The following is a 19,224-nucleotide window of genomic DNA, read 5'->3' as shown; positions in this document are numbered from 1 at the left end:
AGAAGAGGATGGAACAAAAGTTGTTTTGCTCTGAGATACTGGAGGAAAATGCGAGCAATTGACTTTTTAAATGACTTGGATTTCATGAGATTTCCGAAAGTGCAGCCCTTTGTTGCCCGTTTATCCGCCGAACCCCCGTAAATTACCAAGAGGCCGTGACATCCGTCACAGCCTCCGCGTCTTATTTCTTCAATTCGATTCTCTTTGTGGCAATCTTATCTAAAAAGTATCGGTCATGATCGACAACAATCATGGTGGGGCGGCTTTTTACAATTGCTTCTTCCAATTGCTGATGGTTAAAGACATCTAAGTAATTTAAAGGCTCGTCCCAAATAAATACATCGGCGGGAGTGACCATCGCCTTGGCAATTTCAACACGCTTTTGTTGCCCTTGACTCATGTCTTCAATTTTATTTAAAAAGACGGAGCGTTCGACTCCTAATTTTCGCAAATGATTTAACAATGCTTGTTCACTAATTTTCCTTTCTTCCGCAAAGGCTTTTAAGGTGCCTTGGTTGTCCGAAAAACTCTGTTGGACCAAGCTTAAGGTCCAATCAGGAGAAAGGGTCACCTCTCCTTTCACTTCCCCTTTAAATTTCCCAAGAAGAAAATCCAGCAGGGACGTTTTTCCTGAACCATTTTTGCCGATAATCGCCAAACAATCGCCTTGATTTAATTCAAAAGAAATTGGTTGAAACAAGGCTTTGTCTGCATAAAATAGCTGTAACTTGTCAACTTTCAGCCACTGCTTGCGATGTGTGGGTTTCACTTGTAGCGTGAGTGGGTCAACTTTTTCAAGATTTTTTAGCAACTTTTCTTTTTCTTGCACCTGTTCCTCCATGCGATGCACAATCGCTTTACTGCGTTTCATTGTCGCTGCTGCTTTTGCGCCGATAAATCCAGTATCACCAATCGAACCACTTCCTTTTTTCCTTGGATCGCCATACTTATCCTTTTCCCGAGAAGCCGACCAACGAGCTTTTTCAGCTGCGGTTTGATGCAATCGCTGAATTTCTTTTTTTAACTTTGTATTACTAGCCAGTTCAAAGGCATCGCGTTGCTGTTTTTCTTTTTCATATTGAGAATAGTTGCCTTGATGCAAGACAAGTTGGCTTCTTTCAATCGATAAAAGATGATCAACGACCGCGTCAACAAATTGCCGGTCGTGACTCACTAGGATAAAGCCTTGTTTTTTCTCTTTTAAGTAACGAGCGACGAATTCCCGAGAAGCCAAATCCAAATGATTGGTTGGCTCATCAATAAGTGGAAAACCCGAATCTTGGGCAAATAAGATGGCCAGTAAGACTTTTGTTTGCTCCCCACCAGAAAGCTGTTGGTAGGGTAACCATAAAACTTCTGGATCAACAGCGAGTAAATTCAATTCTCGCTCCAGCTTCCAATATTCCACTTCCTCGAAACCTTCTAAGACTTGATAAGTCAATCGGGTCGGATCGATTATTTTTTGAGGAAAGTAAAGGAAAGATGTTTGGTGTTCGATTTTCCCAGAATAAGCCAGTTCTCCTCGGATCAAGTTTAAGAGCGTGGTTTTTCCTCGCCCATTTCGTCCGATTAACCCCAACTTCCAAGTTGTTTGAATTGTTACATTCGCATTTTCAAATAAGAACTGGCCTTGTAGGTCAAATCCGTAAGTTACATTTTTTAACTGTATCGTGGACATAGAAACTCCTTTCCCTTCTAAAAAAAGAAGAAAAAAACCTCTTCCTATTTTCAGGAAAAGGTCGTTTCGTCATCAAAAAAGCCTAAAAAGCCCCCGATTAAAAACATACCCATCCTGAAAATCTGCACACGCCTCCCTTGGTCTTACCAAAAAAGTCGTCTGAATGCAGCTTCAATCAATGGGTTAGTTTTTCAATCTAGGATCCCTCACTTCACATCTATTTGTTTTATTTTAACACAAGGAACAAAAAAAATCACCCGATTGGTTAGGTCGGGTGAAAAAAAGGAGTTTTACTCGATTAAGGAGTAAAATGAAAAATAAAAAGGTTATTTGTTGGTTATGACTATAGTATATACTCTTTTACACTTTCATACATAAAAAACAGATAATAGTTTTATTAGATATTTCTTGTTTTGTTCTGCTTTTCACTTTATCTTTTTAATAATGTACTAGTCATTCTTTGAATTGAGAAAGAAATACCGTCTGTTGCTAGGTCTTGTTTTTCCTCTGCCGCATTAAAAGCAGCGACATCTACTGTCCCGTTCGCTAGGCTGGCAATCATTTCCTCGCAACCTGCCACGTAACTTAAATAAGAATTCTCAAATTTTTTATGAATGCCTAAGACTTGTGCGGGCGGGCGCAAGGCCTTAATTTGTTTTAACATCGCTTTGTATTTTTCGGTGCCTTTTTCAAAGTTTTCAATGGTTTTCGTTAGTGTTTCTGCGGATAATTCGGATACTTTGTCTGAATCAATGGCCTGGCGAATTTCCTCATACTTCGGATGCAAAGTTTCACCAATTTCTTCTGTATCTTTCACAATTTGATTAATATTCTGAACATAAAAACCTAAATTTGGTCTCACAAGATTCCCTACTTTCCTAATACTTAGCTCTATCTTACCCTGTTTGAAGCAAATAGAAAAGAAAAAAATGACTGAAGCGAGAGGCCAGTCATTTTTTCTTTTCTATTATTAAATCTTACCCATGCGACGTTGAACAAACTTAACAATTTCAACAGCTGGAATGATGGCAAAGGACGCTGCCGTGACAATTCCCCATTGATAAGTGTCTAAGTGTGTGACTTTAAAGATGTCATTTAATCCTGGGACTAAAATGATCCCCATCATTAGGACAAAGGATAATAAAATCGCCCAGTTAAAGGCTTTGTTTTTAAAGAAGCCAACCGTGAATAAGGATTGGTGAACGGATTTCACGTTAAAGGCATGGAATAGTTGCATCAGACCTAATGTCGCAAAAGCCATTGTTAACGCATCTGCATGCTGTAAGTCATAAAGTTCTGTCGCACTTAAACCAACCATATTTAAGGCCGTATGTGCCGGCCACTTAATAGCTGACCAATAAACAAAGAGGACGGTTGCCCCTTCTAAAATTCCTTGATAAATAATACTACTCATCACACCACCAGAAAAGAAGTTCGAGCTCTTTCCACGAGGTTTGCGTGACATTAAGTTTCCTTCTCCCGGCTCCATTCCTAAAGCAATCGCTGGGAATGTATCGGTGACTAAGTTAATCCAGAGTAAGTGAATCGGTAACAAGGTATCCCATCCAAGTAGCGTCGCAATGAATAGTACAAGTACTTCACCTAGATTGGCTGCCATTAAGTATTGAATCGCTTTTTGAATGTTCGAGAAGACTTTACGTCCTTCTTCAACAGCCACGACAATGGTTGCAAAGTTATCATCCGCAAGAACCATATCAGAAGCACCTTTCGAAACTTCTGTCCCGGTAATTCCCATACCAATTCCAATATCCGCTTGTTTGAGTGAAGGCGCATCGTTGACACCATCCCCCGTCATCGCAACGACTTTTCCTGCTTCTTGCCAGGCTTTTACAATTCGAACTTTATGTTCTGGTGACACACGAGCATAAACGGAATATTCTGTAATTCTTTTGGCGAATTCTTCTTCAGACATTAAGTTTAATTCTGCGCCTGTTAACACGGCCTTGTCATCACCGGGTTTGATAATTCCTAGACGACCGGCGATTGCCTCTGCTGTATCGCGATGATCTCCTGTAATCATAATTGGACGAATGCCCGCTTCTTTGGCTACTTTTACTGCGCCAGCTGCTTCTGGTCGTTCTGGGTCAATCATTCCGATTAAACCAGCAAAGATTAAATCATTTTCAATTTCTTCTGAAACAAGTTCTGTTGGTACTGCATCGACATATTTATACGCTGTTCCTAAAACACGCAAAGCTTGTTTGGCCATGCCTTTGTTGGCTGCTAAAATTTGTTCTTTCTCCGCTTCCGTCATTTCAACTGTTTCGCCATTAACGAATAGGTGAGAGACACGGTTTAATAAGACATCCGGTGCACCTTTGACAGCAACTAAGAAACGACCGTCTGCGAGTTCATGAATGGTACTCATTAATTTACGTTCCGAATCAAAGGGAAGATCAGCGACACGTGGTTCTTTCGCCACTTCTTCACGAACATCGAAACCTAAATCCAAACCAAATTGGATGAGCGCGGTTTCGGTTGGATCACCGACGACTTTTCCTTCTTTATCAAAACGAGAATCGTTGGCATAGTTCATAATTTTCACAGCTAAAGTATCTTTTGGTACATCGCCTCTTGCATCGTATTCTTGGCGGTCTACATACAATTTTTCAACGGTCATTTGGTTTAAGGTTAGGGTACCTGTTTTATCAGATGCAATAATATCTGTTGCACCTAATGTTTCTACGGCTGGCAATTTACGAATCATTGCATTTCGTTTCGCCATCACTTGGGTACCTAAGGCTAAGATAATCGTCACAATCGCTGGTAATCCTTCTGGAATTGCTGCAACGGCTAATGAAATGGAGGTTAATAACATCTCCACCCACCCTTGACCGTTAATTAAGGTTCCAACGAAGAACATAATGACGGCAATCGCTAAAATTGCATAGGTTAAGAATTTACCTAATTGGTTTAAGTTTCGTTTTAATGGGGTTTCGGTTTCGTCGGCGTTTGCGAGCATGTTGGCAATTTTCCCAACTTCTGTATTCATTCCCGTATAAACAACGATCCCTTTCCCACGACCATATGTGACGTTACTATTGGCAAAAGCCATATTCACACGGTCGCCGATACCAACTTCTGTATCTTCCAAGACGACCCGCTCTTTATCTGTCGGTACAGATTCTCCGGTTAAAGCGGCTTCTTCAATCTTCAAGTTACTAATTTCGATTAAACGCATATCTGCAGGAACCACATCTCCTGCTTCTAATAAAACCACGTCTCCTGGAACGAGTTCATGGCTGTTAATCGTTACGTTGTGCCCGCCACGTAAGACGTGTGCATCTGGCGTGGACATTTCTTTCAAGGCTTCAATGGCTTGTTCGGCCTTATTTTCTTGAATGACACCCATAATCGCGTTGATCACGACTACGGCTAAAATAATTACCGCATCGACCCACTCACGATGGCCTTCTGCGTTTGGTACCATAGCAGAAACGGCTGCAGCTGCAAGTAGAACGATAATCATTAAATCTTTAAATTGCGCTAAGATTTTTTGGAACATGGTGGTTCGTTTACCTTCGTCTAACTCATTGGCTCCATACTCAGCCAAACGTTTTTTGGCCTCCGCGTCTGTTAACCCTTCAAGGCTTGTGTCAAACTGTTGCAAGACTTCCTCTTCGGTTTTCGTGTAGAAAGCTTGGCCGGTTTGTTGCTTCTTTGTTTCTTCTGTTGACATGATTTTCCTCCTTTGGTTTGTCACAAATCCATCTTTCCAAAAAAAAATAGACTTGTGTATGTGCAACACATACATAAGTCTCACTAATTAAGGCAACACCAGAAACTTTCATTTCGGCTGGTGATGTTGCCACAGCTTTTTGTATGCTGCCAGTTACTCCCCTATGAACAAAAAATAATTACAAATTCTATTATACAAGATAGCCAACCCTTTTGACAATCTTTTTAGATTGATTCCCTCAAACAATGCTTTTTCTTAATTCTTCTATTTTTACAGGTGCTTCTTTCGCGAAAGGGAACAGCTTGGTTTTGATATGAAAAAAGAGCGATGATGTTGCTCATCGCTCTTTTTGAGGTTGTAACTTCCATGAAATCGTCATGATCATGGTTACGCAATAATCGAACCGTTAGGCATGCCACTTGGTGCATCCACGATTTTTAGCTCACCGGCTGCATTTTCAGCGGATAAAATCATTCCTTGACTGATTAAGCCTCGCATTTTCCGTGGTTTCAAGTTTGCTACAATGACGACTTTCTTGCCAATCAATTGACTTGGATCAGGATAAAATTCGGCCACTCCTGATAAAATTTGACGGTCTTGGTTATCGCCAGCTGCTAGACGGAATTGCAGTAACTTATCGGCACCTTTGACTTTTTGACAGTCGATGACTTCTGCTACTTTTAATTCGATTTTATCAAAGTCTTCATACTTGATTTCTTTTTCTTTCACGGAAACCATTTCTGTTTCTTCTGGGTCCCATTTAATGGTCTCCGTTGCATTTGGGCTGCCTGCTGCCATTTTCTCTTTAATATAGGTGACTTCCGTTTCTAATTCTAGACGTGGGAAGACTGGCGTTCCTTTGGCAATCACTTTCGTTCCTTCTGGGAATTCTCCAAAGTGCAAGCCTTTTAAGTTCATGTTCTCAGGATTCAAGCCTAATTGTGTAAAGATTTGAACGGGTGCTTGAGTCATAATTGGTTGTAATAAAATAGCTGAGATACGCAAAGTTTCTGCTAAATGAACCATCACGCTATCGAGTTCTGCCTTTTTGCTTTCGTCTTTTGCTAAGACCCAAGGAGCCGTCTCATCAATATATTTATTCGCACGAGAGACTAAGGTCCAAATTTCTGATAAAGCGGTGCTAAACTCCATTCGATCCATTGCCTGATGGTAACGTCCAATCACGTTCGCTGCAGTCGTGGATAATTCGCTATCAAATTCTGTCACTTTAGATGCGTAGGCGGGTACCACACCATCACAATATTTGTTGATCATCGCAATGGTACGGTTTAATAAGTTTCCTAGGTCATTTGCTAAATCGAAGTTCACACGAGAAACGAAATCTTCAGGTGTAAAGACGCCATCGCTCCCAAAAGGAACTGCACGCAATAAGTAATAACGTAAAGCATCTAGCCCGTAGCGTTCAACAAGCATTTCTGGATACACAACGTTCCCTTTTGATTTTGACATTTTCCCATCTTTCATCATTAACCAACCATGACCAAAGATTTTCTTTGGTAAAGGAATGTCTAAGGCCATTAACATAATTGGCCAATAAATCGTATGGAAACGCACAATTTCTTTTCCAACCATGTGCACATCTGCTGGCCAATATTTTTGGAAGAGCTCGTCATGATCGGTTCCGTAGCCTAACGCTGAAATATAGTTAGACAAGGCATCAATCCAGACATAAACCACGTGTTTGGGATCTGATGGAATCGGTACGCCCCATGAGAAGGTCGTCCGTGAAACTGCTAAGTCTTCTAATCCTGGTTTGATAAAGTTATTAATCATTTCATTTTTGCGTGATTCTGGTTGAATAAATTCTGGATGGCTCTCATAGTAGGCTAATAAGCGATCCGCATATTTACTCATTTTAAAGAAATATGATTCTTCCTTAACTAAAACAACTTCATGCCCACTTGGCGCTTTTCCACCAGTAACTTTTCCGTCGGCATCGTGATAAACTTCTGCTAATTGTGTTTCTGTAAAATATTCTTCATCTGAAACGGAATACCAACCTTCATACTCCCCTAAGTAAATATCTCCTTGGTCAAGTAATTGTTGGAAGATTTTTTGGACCGCTTCTTTATGATCTTGATCGGTTGTTCGAATAAATTTGTCATAGCTAATATCAAGTGTTCGCCACAATTTTTGAATGTCTGCCACCATATGATCAACGTATGCTTGTGGCTCCACACCCAATTCATCTGCTTTTTGTTCAATCTTTTGTCCGTGCTCATCCACACCTGTCAAATAAAAGACATCAAAACCCATTAAACGCTTATAACGCGCAATTGCATCACAGGCAATCGTTGTATAAGAGTTTCCGATATGTAATTTTCCACTTGGATAATAGATAGGCGTCGTAATGTAAAATGTTTCTTTTTCAGCCATATTTATCTTTTCCTCCTTGCTCTTTTCAAAAGTCATTCTTCGACAGTATACCATATTTTTTTATTTCCGTTTTATATTTCCATCAGTTTCTTTGATAAAAAAACAAAGAAGTGGCTTCGAGGCTTTTGCTTGTACGGGAAGCATGCTAAAATATAAGAAGCATTTATCTAATAAAGGAGTCTCGAGATGACGTTTACTTCAAAAGAACAAGAAAAACAATATTACGAACAAGAAGCGAGTGAAGCAGCGTTCCTTGCTTGGTATAAAAAACAGGAGCAGCCGCAATTTGAAAAGCCCTCCGTCACAGTTGATATGGTTCTCATGTGTTACAACAAAGAAGAAGATCGTTTGAAAGTCGCCCTCATTCAAAGAAAGACCAATCCTTTCCGCAATTCATGGGCCTTGCCGGGAGGATTCGTTAATCCAAAAGAATCGACCGGTGAATCTGTTTTACGCGAAACCAAAGAAGAAACAAGCGTTGTCATTTCAGAACAAAACATCGAACAACTCCATACTTTTAGTACGCCCAATCGTGATCCTCGTGGTTGGGTCGTTACGGTGAGTTACTTAGCATTTATTGGAGAAGAACCCTTAACTGCCGGCGACGACGCCAAGCAAGTTCGATGGTTTGCTCTTGAAAGAGAGGGCAATGTTTTAGCCTTAAAAGATCAGGAAACAGAAATTTTATTAGATTTAACAACGGGTGAAGCATTGAGTTCCGATCGATTAGCCTTTGACCATAGCGAGATTCTCTTAAAAGCCTTCAATCGTATTACAAATAAAATGGAAAACCAACCCCAAGTCTTACAAGTCCTTGGTGAAAACTTCACGATTACGGAAGCGAGAAAAGTTTTTGCCAAATTTTTAGGTGTGAACTATCGAGAGATTGACCATTCAAACTTTAAGAAATCCCTTTTACGCTTTTTAGAAGAAGTTGGTGTTCGCTCAATGGGAATTGGTCGTCCATCAAAAGTCTATCGCCTCAAAGAAGAAATTTTGTTTGGTGAGTTTTCTTAAAACTACTCCAGGATGCTTTTCTTTTTGCCAATCAAAAAACGTTCAGACTTTTTTGGGTCTGAACGTTTTTTTAGGTGCTTTTCAACTTTTTTTGATACCAAGTCGTCTTGTATTGCAACTTATTTAAAAATTGTTGCCAGTCTGCTCCTTGAAAAGTCGCTTGGGGCACTTCTGCTTGATTCATCCCTTTCACTACGTCGATTTCATCAAATTTTTGAACGAATAAATAGGAAAGTTGATCCAAATAATCACGCTTTTGATTGGCTTTTCGTTGTTCCAACTGCGCCACTTTTTTCTTTTGTTTTTGATAATTCTTAGCCTCACTGAGATGAACTTGCCGTTTTTTTGCAACTTGCTTACGCAAGGCTAATTTCTTTTCTTCCTTTTTAATCTTTTGATTTAAATGTTTCTGACAAAAATCAGGGAACGTAAAGGAAGGGACACTCGAAACAAGTTGCGTTTCGTCAAAAGTCAGTTGTACTTTCTCGCCAGTTTTCTTTAACGGTGGGACTTCTTCTAAACATAAAAGGGAAAGATAGAAGATTTCATTATTTTTTGCAGAAACTGTCGCTGAGCGAATTTCGCCACGAACGGGACGATGTTGATCAATTACGACGAATTCTTTTATTTTAGGTAACTTCACCTGACCATCGATTACATAAATGGTGTTTTTTTGATTATTCGTTGTGTAGGATTGCCAGATACGTTTCTTACTTTTTAACTTAGGGTAACCAGCCCGACCGTTGAAATAATTTCGAAAACCTCGCTCGAGATTTCGTTGCGCATTCGACAATGCCAAACTATCGGTTTTTTTCAAAAAAGGATAGTCCTTTTTTAATTGTGCCGGCGTTTGATAGGATCCTTTTTTTTCTTTCTTTTCTACCAACAAATGGTTATAAGTAAAGCGAACACAACCAAATGTTTCAATAAAAAAGCGCCGTTGCTCTTCATTCGGGTACATTCGAAACCGATAACCTTTTAAAACCTTCATTCGACTCCTCCTCTTTCTATCAATTGTCTGAAAAAACAGACTTTTCTTACAACTTATCCCCCATCATAAAAAAATAACAATTAAAATGCAAGCAAATAAAAAAAATCCCTCAAAGATTTGAAGGATTTTGAATTGATTGATTCGATTTTCTTGCTTATTGAACGTTTTCTTTTTTGATTTGTTTACTACGTAGTTGTCCACAGGCCGCATCAATGTCCGTGCCAAATTCCTTACGAATCACACAATTGACGCCGTTTTTCTTCAAGATATCATAAAATGCCAGCACATCGGTTTTACTACTTCGAGCATATTGATCATGTTCGTTCACTTTATTATAAGGAATTAAGTTCACATAAGCTAACTTATGCTTTCCTTTTAATAAATCGGCCAATTGTTGTGCATGTTCAGGTCGATCGTTGACCCCACTTAACATGATGTATTCGAAGGTAATTCGACGATTGGTTTTCTCCAAATAAAAATCAACGGCAGCCATTAATTTTTCTAGTGGGAAATTACGGTTAATTCGCATAATAGATGTGCGAACGTCATTATTTGGCGCGTGTAAGGAGATCGCCAGATTGACTTGTAAGCCATTTTCTGCGAATTCTTTGATTTTATGCGCGAGACCACTGGTTGAAACGGTTATGTGACGTGCGCCAATCGCCAATCCCTTGGCATCATTGACAACATGTAAGAAGTCCATTAAGTTCTCATAGTTATCAAACGGCTCCCCAATTCCCATGACAACAATATGAGAAACCCGATCGCCCTGACCTTGCTGATCAAAGTAGTGTTGCACCATCATAATTTGAGCGACGATTTCTCCAGCAGTTAAATCCCGACTTTTTTTCAACAAACCACTGGCACAAAAGGTGCAGCCGATGTTACATCCAACTTGGGTAGTGACACAGACAGACATGCCATAATCTTGACGCATTAAGACCGTTTCAATCATATGTTTGTCTGGCAATTGGAATAGATACTTCACCGTGCCATCTTTTGACTCTTGAACAATTACTTGGTGCAATGGATTGATCACAAAAGTATCTTCTAATTTGGTTATTAACGCTTTTGATAAGTTTGTCATTTCACGAAAGGTGGTCACTCGCTTTTGGTAAAGCCACTCCCAAATTTGATTGGCTCGAAATGTTTTTTCTCCTTCGCCTAGACACCATGCTTCCAATGCTTCTTTTCTTAATCCGTAGATTGAAGGTTTCATTTTCTTCCTCATTTCAAAAAATAGTCTGTTTTACTATACAGGAATTTTCATCAGAATACAATGACCCTTGTGAAAGAAATCAATTATTTCGTTGAACGATTTTTCGCTAAGTCAAACAATGACTCCCCTGATTGATTCAGGTAAATCATTGTTTATCCGTATCCAAAAAAAGAGCAATCTCATCCAAAAGATTGCCCTTTTTTTATAACTCACAGATAGTCCTCGCAGCCACACCTCTTTGTTGTCGAATCCTCTGATTGCTTATTCAAATTCTTCGTATGGAGGTTCTGCAACTTCTAATTCTTCCGCAACTAAGACTTTTCGAGGCTTGCTACCTTCTGAAGGCCCAACAATTCCATTGGCTTCTAACTGATCGACCAGACGTGCCGCTCGGTTATACCCCACACGAAAACGTCTTTGGAGTAAAGAGACGCTGGCTGTTTGCATTTCAACGACCAAATCTCTCGCTTGGTCGTAGAGTTCATCTTGTTCGTCGGCCAATGCCGTTGCACCTGACGCGGCTGCAACGTCTTCTTCTGTGACCATCATTTCTTCCACATAATTGGCACCTTGTTGGTCTGTCACAAATTTAACAATGGCTTCAACATCTTGATCGGAAGTAAAGGCTCCTTGAACGCGAATCGGTTTGTTTTCACCCATTGGTAAAAAGAGCATATCGCCACGGCCTAATAATTTCTCAGCGCCATTACTATCAATAATCGTACGTGAATCGGTGCCACTTGAGACGGCAAACGCCATGCGAGAAGGCACGTTCGCCTTAATTATTCCAGTAATGACGTCGACACTCGGGCGTTGGGTCGCTAAAATCATGTGAATCCCAGCTGCACGCGCCATTTGAGCTAAACGAATAATGGCATCTTCCACTTCGTTACTTGCAACCATCATTAAGTCCGCCAACTCATCGACAATCACAACAATAAACGGTAAAATCGGATTTTTTTCTCCCGTTTCTGCGTTGTGTGCTTGAATCATTTCATTATACCCTGTGATGTTTCGTACACCACTAGCGGCAAATTTTTCGTAACGTTCTTCCATTTCTTTCACGACTTTTTGCAATGCTTGTGCCGCTCTTCTTGGATTTGTAACGACCGGCGTTAATAAATGAGGAATCCCGTTATATACGTTTAACTCAACCATCTTAGGATCGACCATCATTAATTTGACTTCATGCGGTTTTGCCCGCATTAAAATACTCGTAATTATCCCATTAATTGCTACCGATTTCCCACTTCCCGTTGATCCTGCAACTAGTAAGTGAGGCATTTTGGTTAAATCTGCTGTTTGAACGCGACCGGAAATGTCACGGCCTAAAGGCACTTCTAAGAGATTTTCAGGTGCAGCGGGATTATTCTCGACAATTTCTTTAAACGATACCGTGCTGACGGCATCATTTGGCACTTCAATTCCAATTAAAGATTTACCCGGAATCGGGGCCTCCATCCGAATATCTTTTGCTGCGAGTGCGAGTGCAATGTCGTCTGTTAGATTGACAATTTTACTCACTTTTACACCGACAGCGGGTTGAATTTCAAATTTCGTAACAGAAGGACCCAAGCTTGCTTTTACCACCTTGGCGTCCACACCGAAACTTTCGAAGGTTCGTTCCAAGACGCCAATGTTTAATTCAATCTTCTTATATTCGCTGCTTTGATCCGTCGCTTTCACCGCTTGTAATAAAGAAGATGGTGGCAGTTCATACGCCTCATCCTCAACTTCTTGTGGAATTTCAAAATCAAGTTCTGACGACTCTTCCAATTCTTCTTCAGCATTCGATGTTTGTTTGACCTCCTCTTCTTCGAGCTCTGTTGATACTGGGTTTTCTTGGAAGCTATCAATTGGCACAAAACTCATTTGTTCAGGTTCAATTTTCACTGCTGTTTTCTGTTCTTCTGCCAATTGTTCTGCTGGTGTTTTGGCACGAACTGTATTGCTTTTCTCTTGTTCAATCTCTGCTAAAATAGCTGCTCGCTCTGCTTCTTTTTTTGCTTCTTTTGCAGCTTGTCTTTCTGCTTTCTTTTCCGCTTTTTTTACTTGGCGGTAGGCTTTTTTATCTGGATCCCCCACGAAGCGTTCGCTCATTTTTTCTTTTACCTGACTGAGAAACTCGACTAACTCATGACTGTCAATCGTACTTGTCAAAAATGCGCCACTGACAAAAAGTAAAAAGGCAATCACATAACTTCCGATTCTCGCCACTAAAAAATTGGTTGTCTGATAAAGGAGTGCCCCAAGCATTCCCCCACCGACATTTTGCGTGACTTGATTCACTTTGATATCACTTAAAAGCAAATGCCATGTCGTCGCAAAAAGTGTGACTTCTTCCGATTTGATTTTTCCAAATAGTTGCCCATGTAAAAAAAGTAAAAGCGCCAAGTACATCAATAACATCCCACTTAAACGCCGATAATTTTGAATGGTCGCTTTGGTATTTTTGACGACTAGAAAGCCTCCATAAAAAGCTAACGCCATCGTTAACAAGGGGTAACTATTGCCTCCGAGTACGCGAAACCCATTTGCAATAAGATTCCCTAAAAAGCCTAATTTGAATAAACCTGCTAAAGCAAATAATATAAATAAAATGCCTAAACCTACTAAAGTTAATTTTTCTTCTTGGAGTTGTTGTTTTTTTGTTTTCCGTTTCTTAGCCGGACGTTTTTTCTTTGCCATCGTATCCCTCTTTCCATCCTCCCCATTATAGCAAAAAAAAAGACGGGAACAAAAGTTTTCCCCCTCTTTCTTTCTTTTTATCGTAATTAAATAATTGGCACTAAAAATTCACAGTGATTTTGTGCGCCGACCTCTTCTCTAAAGCGTTCAATTATCGGACAATCCCGTAATTGTAACTCTTTGTCTAGGGCATACTGGTGAATGGTTTGCCAAAAATGAGTGACAGCTCCTCGTGTGTGGGGCAGTTTAAAAACCGCGTAAGACCCACCAACAAATAAACCTTGCTTGACCTCTTTCAGCTCGATTTCTTTTTTAGCCACCTTAAATAACGCCAAATCATAACGGCAGTTTTCCCCAGGGACTTCTTGTGGATTATCCCAAGGAATACCTAAGATACCTGTCTCCTGAAGTGTTTCGGTTAAATGGTTCGCTTTGATCCACTTTTTAAAGGTCGCCATCATTTGAAAATTCGCTTCCTGACCATAAGGACCAACACTTCTTAGATAAAAGATTTCTCCTGTAGGAATGGTTTCAATCGTATACTTCATTTTTTCTTCTTTCCCTTCAAAAATGCTTTTGAAAGGACTGCAGTCACTTCCTACATCTAACCTTAGTTGGATATAAAAAAAATAGCAAGCAATCTTTTAAAATGATTTCTTATTCTTATTCAAATGAGCTAAAATCTTTCCTCGTAAAGCGCCATGTTGTGCTTCATTATAGGCGGTCTCTGGGTTAAACCAATTGGATTGATCATATAACCAAACAGGCATTTTACGACGTTCCTCTTTTTCCCAAGCGTAACGTGGAAAAATATGGGCATGTAAGAACTGATCGGTATTGCCTAAAATGTCATAATTCATCCGGATGGCATCCGTGCTCGCTAAAATACTGTCTCCTACAAGACTCATATCTAGCAAAAATTGCGTCCGTTCCTCCAACGTCAAATCATTTAAAGAGGCGACTTCTCTCTTGGGCAGTAAAACACAGTAACCGGGTAAAAATTGGACGTCACCAAAAACTAAATAGCCACCTTTTAATTCTTTCATCACCATGGGATTTGTCCCATCGATTGCCGCTTGAATCCGATTGTTTTTCCAACTCATGGAAATCCTCCTTTTTGTCCATTTGATCAACCCCAATCCTTCAGTCCAATGTCCTAGCAATCAAGGATTGACCTTCAAACGTCTCTCAACCTATAAATTCTCAATGTCTCTGACAATCAAACCCTCTTTGGTTCGCTCAATTAGCCAAATGTCTTTGAATGGAATGGGCCTGATTTCCCCTTGGGGTGCTTGACCATTTTCTTCAAAATAATCAATGATTGTTCCTTCAAAAAGAATCTTTTTAAATTGATTCGCCTGGCTCGAACGCGAAACTTTTACTTTGTTAATTTGAATATCCGTGAGTACATTTCTTTTATTCACTCGCTTGTATTCCGCTAATTTTTGTTGGTAGTCACTGTATAGTGTGGGATCCATTCGCTCTTGCACCTCTACCATGTCACCACTTGACCATGCCATTTGTATATTCCGAAACAATATTTTATATTCCCATTTATCTAAGTCATCGACCTCTGTGTAGAGCCTTTTTTCTTTTGCATTTGTTCCCATTTTTTTAAGCATCATAATTGGAAGAAAAATCATTGTAAGCAACGCACCGACTAAATGATTGCTCGTTCCTTCTGTGCTACTGCCACCGGTGTTTCCGCCCCCACCAGCACGAGCTTCGACGATTACCGGAAAAAAATGATACACAAGAAAAATAAGGAAACAACAACCTAAAATTTTCACAGACACATTCAAAACTTTCTTTCGCACACACTCACCCCTCTTCAAAGGAAGTCCCATCAATCACTTCATAAAGAACAGAGAAACGTCCTTTTTCCCATTTAATGTACCACTAAAACAAACGAGATACAAATAAGGGTAAAGAAAAAAAGAACCCTCCTTAATAAAGGAAGCTCCTTTTTTCTTGCTATTTATTCTGGTGTCACATCTTCGCCAAACCATTTATTGGAAATTTCAGCGAAGGTGCCGTTTGCTTGTAATTCTTTTAAGCCGGCATTAATTTTATCTGCGAGCGCTTGGTCATTTTTTCGAACACCAACGGCGAAATCTTCTGCTTCAAAGGGACTATCAATCACATTGAAAGCTGCCGATTTTTCAGTCGAAGTTAAATAATATTCCGCATATACACGATCAATCAATAAGCCATCAATGCGTTTGTTTTCTAAGTCAATAAATGCCTCATTAAAACTAGCATAAAGTGTCGCTTCTTGGCCGTCCACGATGTCTTTTAAGACTGTTGGTTCATTATTAAATGTCGTATAACCAGACGAGCCTTCTTGAGCTCCTAATTTTTTTTCTGCCATTTGCGAAAATTCGGTAATCCCACTTTCTTTGGCAGTTACGAGAACTTGGCGGTTCTTCATATAAGTGTCAGTAAACAACGCTTTTTCTTCTCGTTCTGGTGTAATCGTATAACCATTCCAAATCATGTCAATCGTCCCGTTAGCTAGTTCCGTTTCCTTCATCGCCCAATCAATCGGTTGATAATTCACTTTCGTTCCTGTTAAGTCAAAAATCGCTTGCGAAAGTTCAATATCAAAACCGGTTAATTCGCCTTCTTTATCCCGAAATCCCATGGGAACAAAGGTATCATCTAACCCAAGCACCACTTCTTCTTTTTCCGCGGCACTTTGAATTTCCTTTTCTGTTTTCGCTTCTTTTTTTGCACCACACGCCGTCAGAGTAACCATCCCTGCAAGCATCAATAATAAACCAAATTTCTTTTTCATCTTTTTTCCTCCTATTTTATTGGACTCACTTCTAGTAAGTTATCCGCTATATTTTTTGCAAAAGCTAAATCATGAGTCACCACGATTTGCGTCACGCCTTCTTTTTTCAATCGCAAAATCATCTCTTCGACTTGCTGTCTCAATGCCGGGTCTAAGGCACTGGTCGGCTCATCGTAGGCCAACACTTTTGGTTCCATCGCCATCGCTCTGGCTAGAGCGACCCGTTGTTTTTGTCCACCAGACAATTGGAAGGGATAACTTTGTAATAACTCGGTAATGCCCAAGGTCTCAGCTAATTGTGCCACTTTTTTCGTATAAATCGCTTTGTCTTCCTTTAAAACCAGCTTTGGTGCCAACGTAATATTCTCAAAAACCGTTAAATGTGGGAAGAGTTGAAAATCTTGGAAAACCACTCCGACAATTTGTTCCTCTTCTTTCAACTGAGCCGGTGAATAGGATTGCCCATCTAAGATAAATTCTCCCGCGTCCGCCGTTTCTAAGCCTGCTAAAATTCTGAGAAAGGTCGTTTTTCCACCACCCGAAGGTCCAACAACGGTTAAAATACTACCGGTGGGAATATCAAGATCGAGTTGATTGATCACCTGCTTTTTACCAAATGCTTTGGATAACCCTTTGATTTGTAACATTTCCTCATCCTCCTATCGATAGTAACTGTAGTGTGCTTCGATTTTTTTAAGTAAAAAAGTAAAAATCCCGGTTAAGAATAAATAAATGACAGCGACGCCTAAAAGCGGTAATAACGTCGTGTCGCGCTCCATCGCAATTTTTCCCATTCGCATCACATCGGACAAACCTAAAATATAAATCAATGACGTGTCCTTGACCAAGCTAATCACTTCATTCCCAACGGATGGTAAGGTAATTTTAAATACTTGGGGGATAATGATTTTCGTAATCGTCTGACTTTTTTTCAATCGCAAGACTTGCGCTGCTTCGTATTGGCCTGCTGGGATAGACTGAATCCCTCCTCGAAAAATTTCTGCAAAATAAGCGGCATAATTTAAAACAAAAGCGAAAAGCGCCGCATCGAAACGATCAAAGACGATCCCCATTAGCGGTAACCCATAAAAAACGAAAATTAGTTGTAGTAGTAATGGCGTCCCTCGCATCAACCAGACATAGACCTGGGTCAGCCAACGTAAAGGTGCGACAGGACTCACAAGAGCAAAACCAAAGATGACACCTAAAGGGATTGAGCCAATTAATGTAAAACTAAATAATTGCAAAGTAATTTTTGCCCCTTCGATGAGTTGGGGAAATACTGAAATTAAATACGACATAATCATTCCTCCTAAAATTTGTACAAAAAAAGCCCCTTGAAGTCTTGCTTCAAAGGACGTATTCACGCGGTTCCACCTTTTCTTCGTTTTCCTTTTCGCAAAAGAAAACCTCATTCAGTCAACCAAGTCTTGCCTTACTTTTTAGTAGAAAAACAAAAAAGTCCTTTAGCCATGAGGGCTAAAGGACGTAAATTACGCGGTTCCACCTTTTTTTATTTACTCTTCACAGAAGTAAATCTTCGTAAGTCATCAACGAATGACTGTTGCGATAACGGGCAATCCCGGATTTTCCTACTCGAATTCAAAAAATCGACTCCAAGATGTGTTTCACTGCATTTCTACGATCTCTTCTCACCAACCAGAGATTCTCTAAAACGTAAAAAACGAGTTACTGTTCTTTTCGATGTCTGCATATTTAAGTTGAGTCATACTTTACCCTACTTCTTTCCACTTGTCAACTCTTTTACAAAAAAGTTTTTTAACATTATGACTATCAGAAAAACGATTCTTTCGTTACAATGGGAAAGAAGCTAATGAGTCAAATAAAGGAGTTTTCTTATGAATATTCAAACCTTGCAACAAATCTATCCTCAAGCCACCATCCATTCTTTTTCAACTGATGACGAGGCCTACTTCGTTTTTTCGGATCATCGACAATTTTTATGGTTGCCAAAAAAAGACCTCACTCATACGGAACAGCAATTACTACAGTCCTTGATTACCCCGCACCCCATCGTGCACAAGACACAAGAACATCCTTGGTACGATGCTTTGTTTCAACATCAAAACCCGCCTGTCAACGAGGGGGTTTATCGGATGATTCAGGTGGAATTTAGCCAACTGGATGAAGCCTCCGCTGAAGCTTGGAACACTGAACTAACAAGTATTTTGCCTCAACTCGTTGATTACTTTTTCGTAACAAAAAACTACGCCCTTTTAATTGAAGCTTACGACGATGAAGCCTTAACTTTGGATGAACTAGCAGGCGTGTTTTTAGCACTTGACGGTGATTTTAATACCTATACACGAATTTTTGTAGGTTCTTTCTTTCCTTATACGGAAGACTTTACCCGTTTATTAAAAGAAGAAGAACAACTTTTTAGCCATGAGTTATTGCGCGATCACGATCAAAAATGTTACCACTTGGCTTCTGCCAGTCTCACTTTTTTTATGGAAAAGGCAATCAAAGACAGTTATTTGATGCGTACGCTTTATTATCAATGGTTCATTGAAGAAGATTTGAGCGATATTATTATCCATCTTTGGAAAAATCAAGGAAATGTCAGTTCGACCGCCAAGGATTTGTTCATGCACCGAAATACCTTGCAATACAAACTCGACAAATTCCAACAGGCGACCCATTGTAATTTAAAGAAAATGGATGATTTATTCCTTTCTTATTTGTTAATTTCAGCCTTCAAATAGTTTTTTTAACA

General features: G+C 39.8%; 15 protein-coding genes and 1 other annotated feature. Of the genes, 2 read left to right on the top strand and 13 right to left on the bottom strand.

Translation table 11 applies throughout. The features are described 5' to 3' along the window. Nucleotides 1–181: 181 nt before the first annotated feature. The 4 genes from abc-f to metG form a co-directional block, all read right to left on the bottom strand. Entirely contained in the window at nucleotides 182–1,678 is a 1,497-nt protein-coding gene (gene abc-f, locus ACYSNO_RS10705; RefSeq protein WP_461731082.1) for a ribosomal protection-like ABC-F family protein, read from the bottom strand. Between the two features lie 430 nt (nucleotides 1,679–2,108). Continuing rightward, nucleotides 2,109–2,540, bottom strand: a complete 432-nt coding sequence (locus tag ACYSNO_RS10700) for a hypothetical protein (RefSeq protein WP_461731081.1) — start codon at nucleotides 2,538–2,540, stop codon at nucleotides 2,109–2,111. Nucleotides 2,541–2,648: 108 nt separating this feature from the next. Continuing rightward, on the bottom strand, nucleotides 2,649–5,378 hold the full coding sequence (locus tag ACYSNO_RS10695) for a cation-translocating P-type ATPase (RefSeq protein ID WP_461731080.1): 2,730 nt from the start codon (nucleotides 5,376–5,378) through the stop codon (nucleotides 2,649–2,651). Between the two features lie 387 nt (nucleotides 5,379–5,765). After that, nucleotides 5,766–7,811: a methionine--tRNA ligase gene (metG, locus tag ACYSNO_RS10690; protein ID WP_461731079.1), complete on the bottom strand. Its 2,046-nt coding sequence runs from the start codon at nucleotides 7,809–7,811 to the stop codon at nucleotides 5,766–5,768. Between the two features lie 150 nt (nucleotides 7,812–7,961). Between metG and ACYSNO_RS10685 the strand changes: the two genes are divergently transcribed. Then, nucleotides 7,962–8,792: an NUDIX hydrolase gene (locus ACYSNO_RS10685; RefSeq protein WP_461731078.1), complete on the top strand. Its 831-nt coding sequence runs from the start codon at nucleotides 7,962–7,964 to the stop codon at nucleotides 8,790–8,792. Between the two features lie 70 nt (nucleotides 8,793–8,862). On the opposite strand, the gene ACYSNO_RS10680 is transcribed toward ACYSNO_RS10685, so the two are convergent. From ACYSNO_RS10680 to ACYSNO_RS10640, 9 genes are all read right to left on the bottom strand, one after another. Continuing rightward, nucleotides 8,863–9,783 carry an RNA-guided endonuclease TnpB family protein gene (locus tag ACYSNO_RS10680; RefSeq protein WP_461731077.1) on the bottom strand — a complete coding sequence of 307 codons (921 nt, stop codon included), beginning with the start codon at nucleotides 9,781–9,783 and terminating at the stop codon, nucleotides 8,863–8,865. A 154-nt stretch (nucleotides 9,784–9,937) separates the two neighbouring features. Continuing rightward, nucleotides 9,938–11,002: a dual-specificity RNA methyltransferase RlmN gene (gene rlmN / locus ACYSNO_RS10675; protein ID WP_461731076.1), complete on the bottom strand. Its 1,065-nt coding sequence runs from the start codon at nucleotides 11,000–11,002 to the stop codon at nucleotides 9,938–9,940. Between the two features lie 261 nt (nucleotides 11,003–11,263). Then, nucleotides 11,264–13,690 (bottom strand): DNA translocase FtsK, encoded by a 2,427-nt coding sequence (locus ACYSNO_RS10670; RefSeq protein WP_461731075.1) that lies wholly within the window; start codon nucleotides 13,688–13,690, stop codon nucleotides 11,264–11,266. A gap of 86 nt (nucleotides 13,691–13,776) precedes the next feature. Then, nucleotides 13,777–14,238 carry a GyrI-like domain-containing protein gene (locus tag ACYSNO_RS10665; RefSeq protein WP_461731074.1) on the bottom strand — a complete coding sequence of 154 codons (462 nt, stop codon included), beginning with the start codon at nucleotides 14,236–14,238 and terminating at the stop codon, nucleotides 13,777–13,779. 96 nt (nucleotides 14,239–14,334) lie between these two features. Then, complete coding sequence (locus tag ACYSNO_RS10660; protein WP_461731073.1) at nucleotides 14,335–14,793, bottom strand: HIT family protein; 459 nt, start codon at nucleotides 14,791–14,793, stop codon at nucleotides 14,335–14,337. Nucleotides 14,794–14,883: 90 nt separating this feature from the next. After that, entirely contained in the window at nucleotides 14,884–15,507 is a 624-nt protein-coding gene (locus tag ACYSNO_RS10655) for a TIM44-like domain-containing protein (RefSeq protein WP_461731072.1), read from the bottom strand. Between the two features lie 161 nt (nucleotides 15,508–15,668). After that, on the bottom strand, nucleotides 15,669–16,487 hold the full coding sequence (locus tag ACYSNO_RS10650) for a transporter substrate-binding domain-containing protein (protein WP_461731071.1): 819 nt from the start codon (nucleotides 16,485–16,487) through the stop codon (nucleotides 15,669–15,671). A gap of 11 nt (nucleotides 16,488–16,498) precedes the next feature. Next, complete coding sequence (locus ACYSNO_RS10645; protein ID WP_461731070.1) at nucleotides 16,499–17,134, bottom strand: amino acid ABC transporter ATP-binding protein; 636 nt, start codon at nucleotides 17,132–17,134, stop codon at nucleotides 16,499–16,501. A gap of 12 nt (nucleotides 17,135–17,146) precedes the next feature. After that, nucleotides 17,147–17,788 (bottom strand): amino acid ABC transporter permease, encoded by a 642-nt coding sequence (locus ACYSNO_RS10640; protein WP_461731069.1) that lies wholly within the window; start codon nucleotides 17,786–17,788, stop codon nucleotides 17,147–17,149. Between the two features lie 178 nt (nucleotides 17,789–17,966). Continuing rightward, nucleotides 17,967–18,201: a binding site (T-box leader), on the bottom strand. Nucleotides 18,202–18,346: 145 nt separating this feature from the next. Here ACYSNO_RS10640 and ACYSNO_RS10635 point away from each other — a divergent pair. Further along, complete coding sequence (locus ACYSNO_RS10635) at nucleotides 18,347–19,213, top strand: helix-turn-helix domain-containing protein (protein WP_461731068.1); 867 nt, start codon at nucleotides 18,347–18,349, stop codon at nucleotides 19,211–19,213. The last annotated feature ends 11 nt before the right edge of the window (nucleotides 19,214–19,224 follow it).

This window comes from Enterococcus sp. LJL98 (genome assembly GCF_054871745.1).
This window is presented reverse-complemented; position numbering and strand designations above follow the sequence as displayed.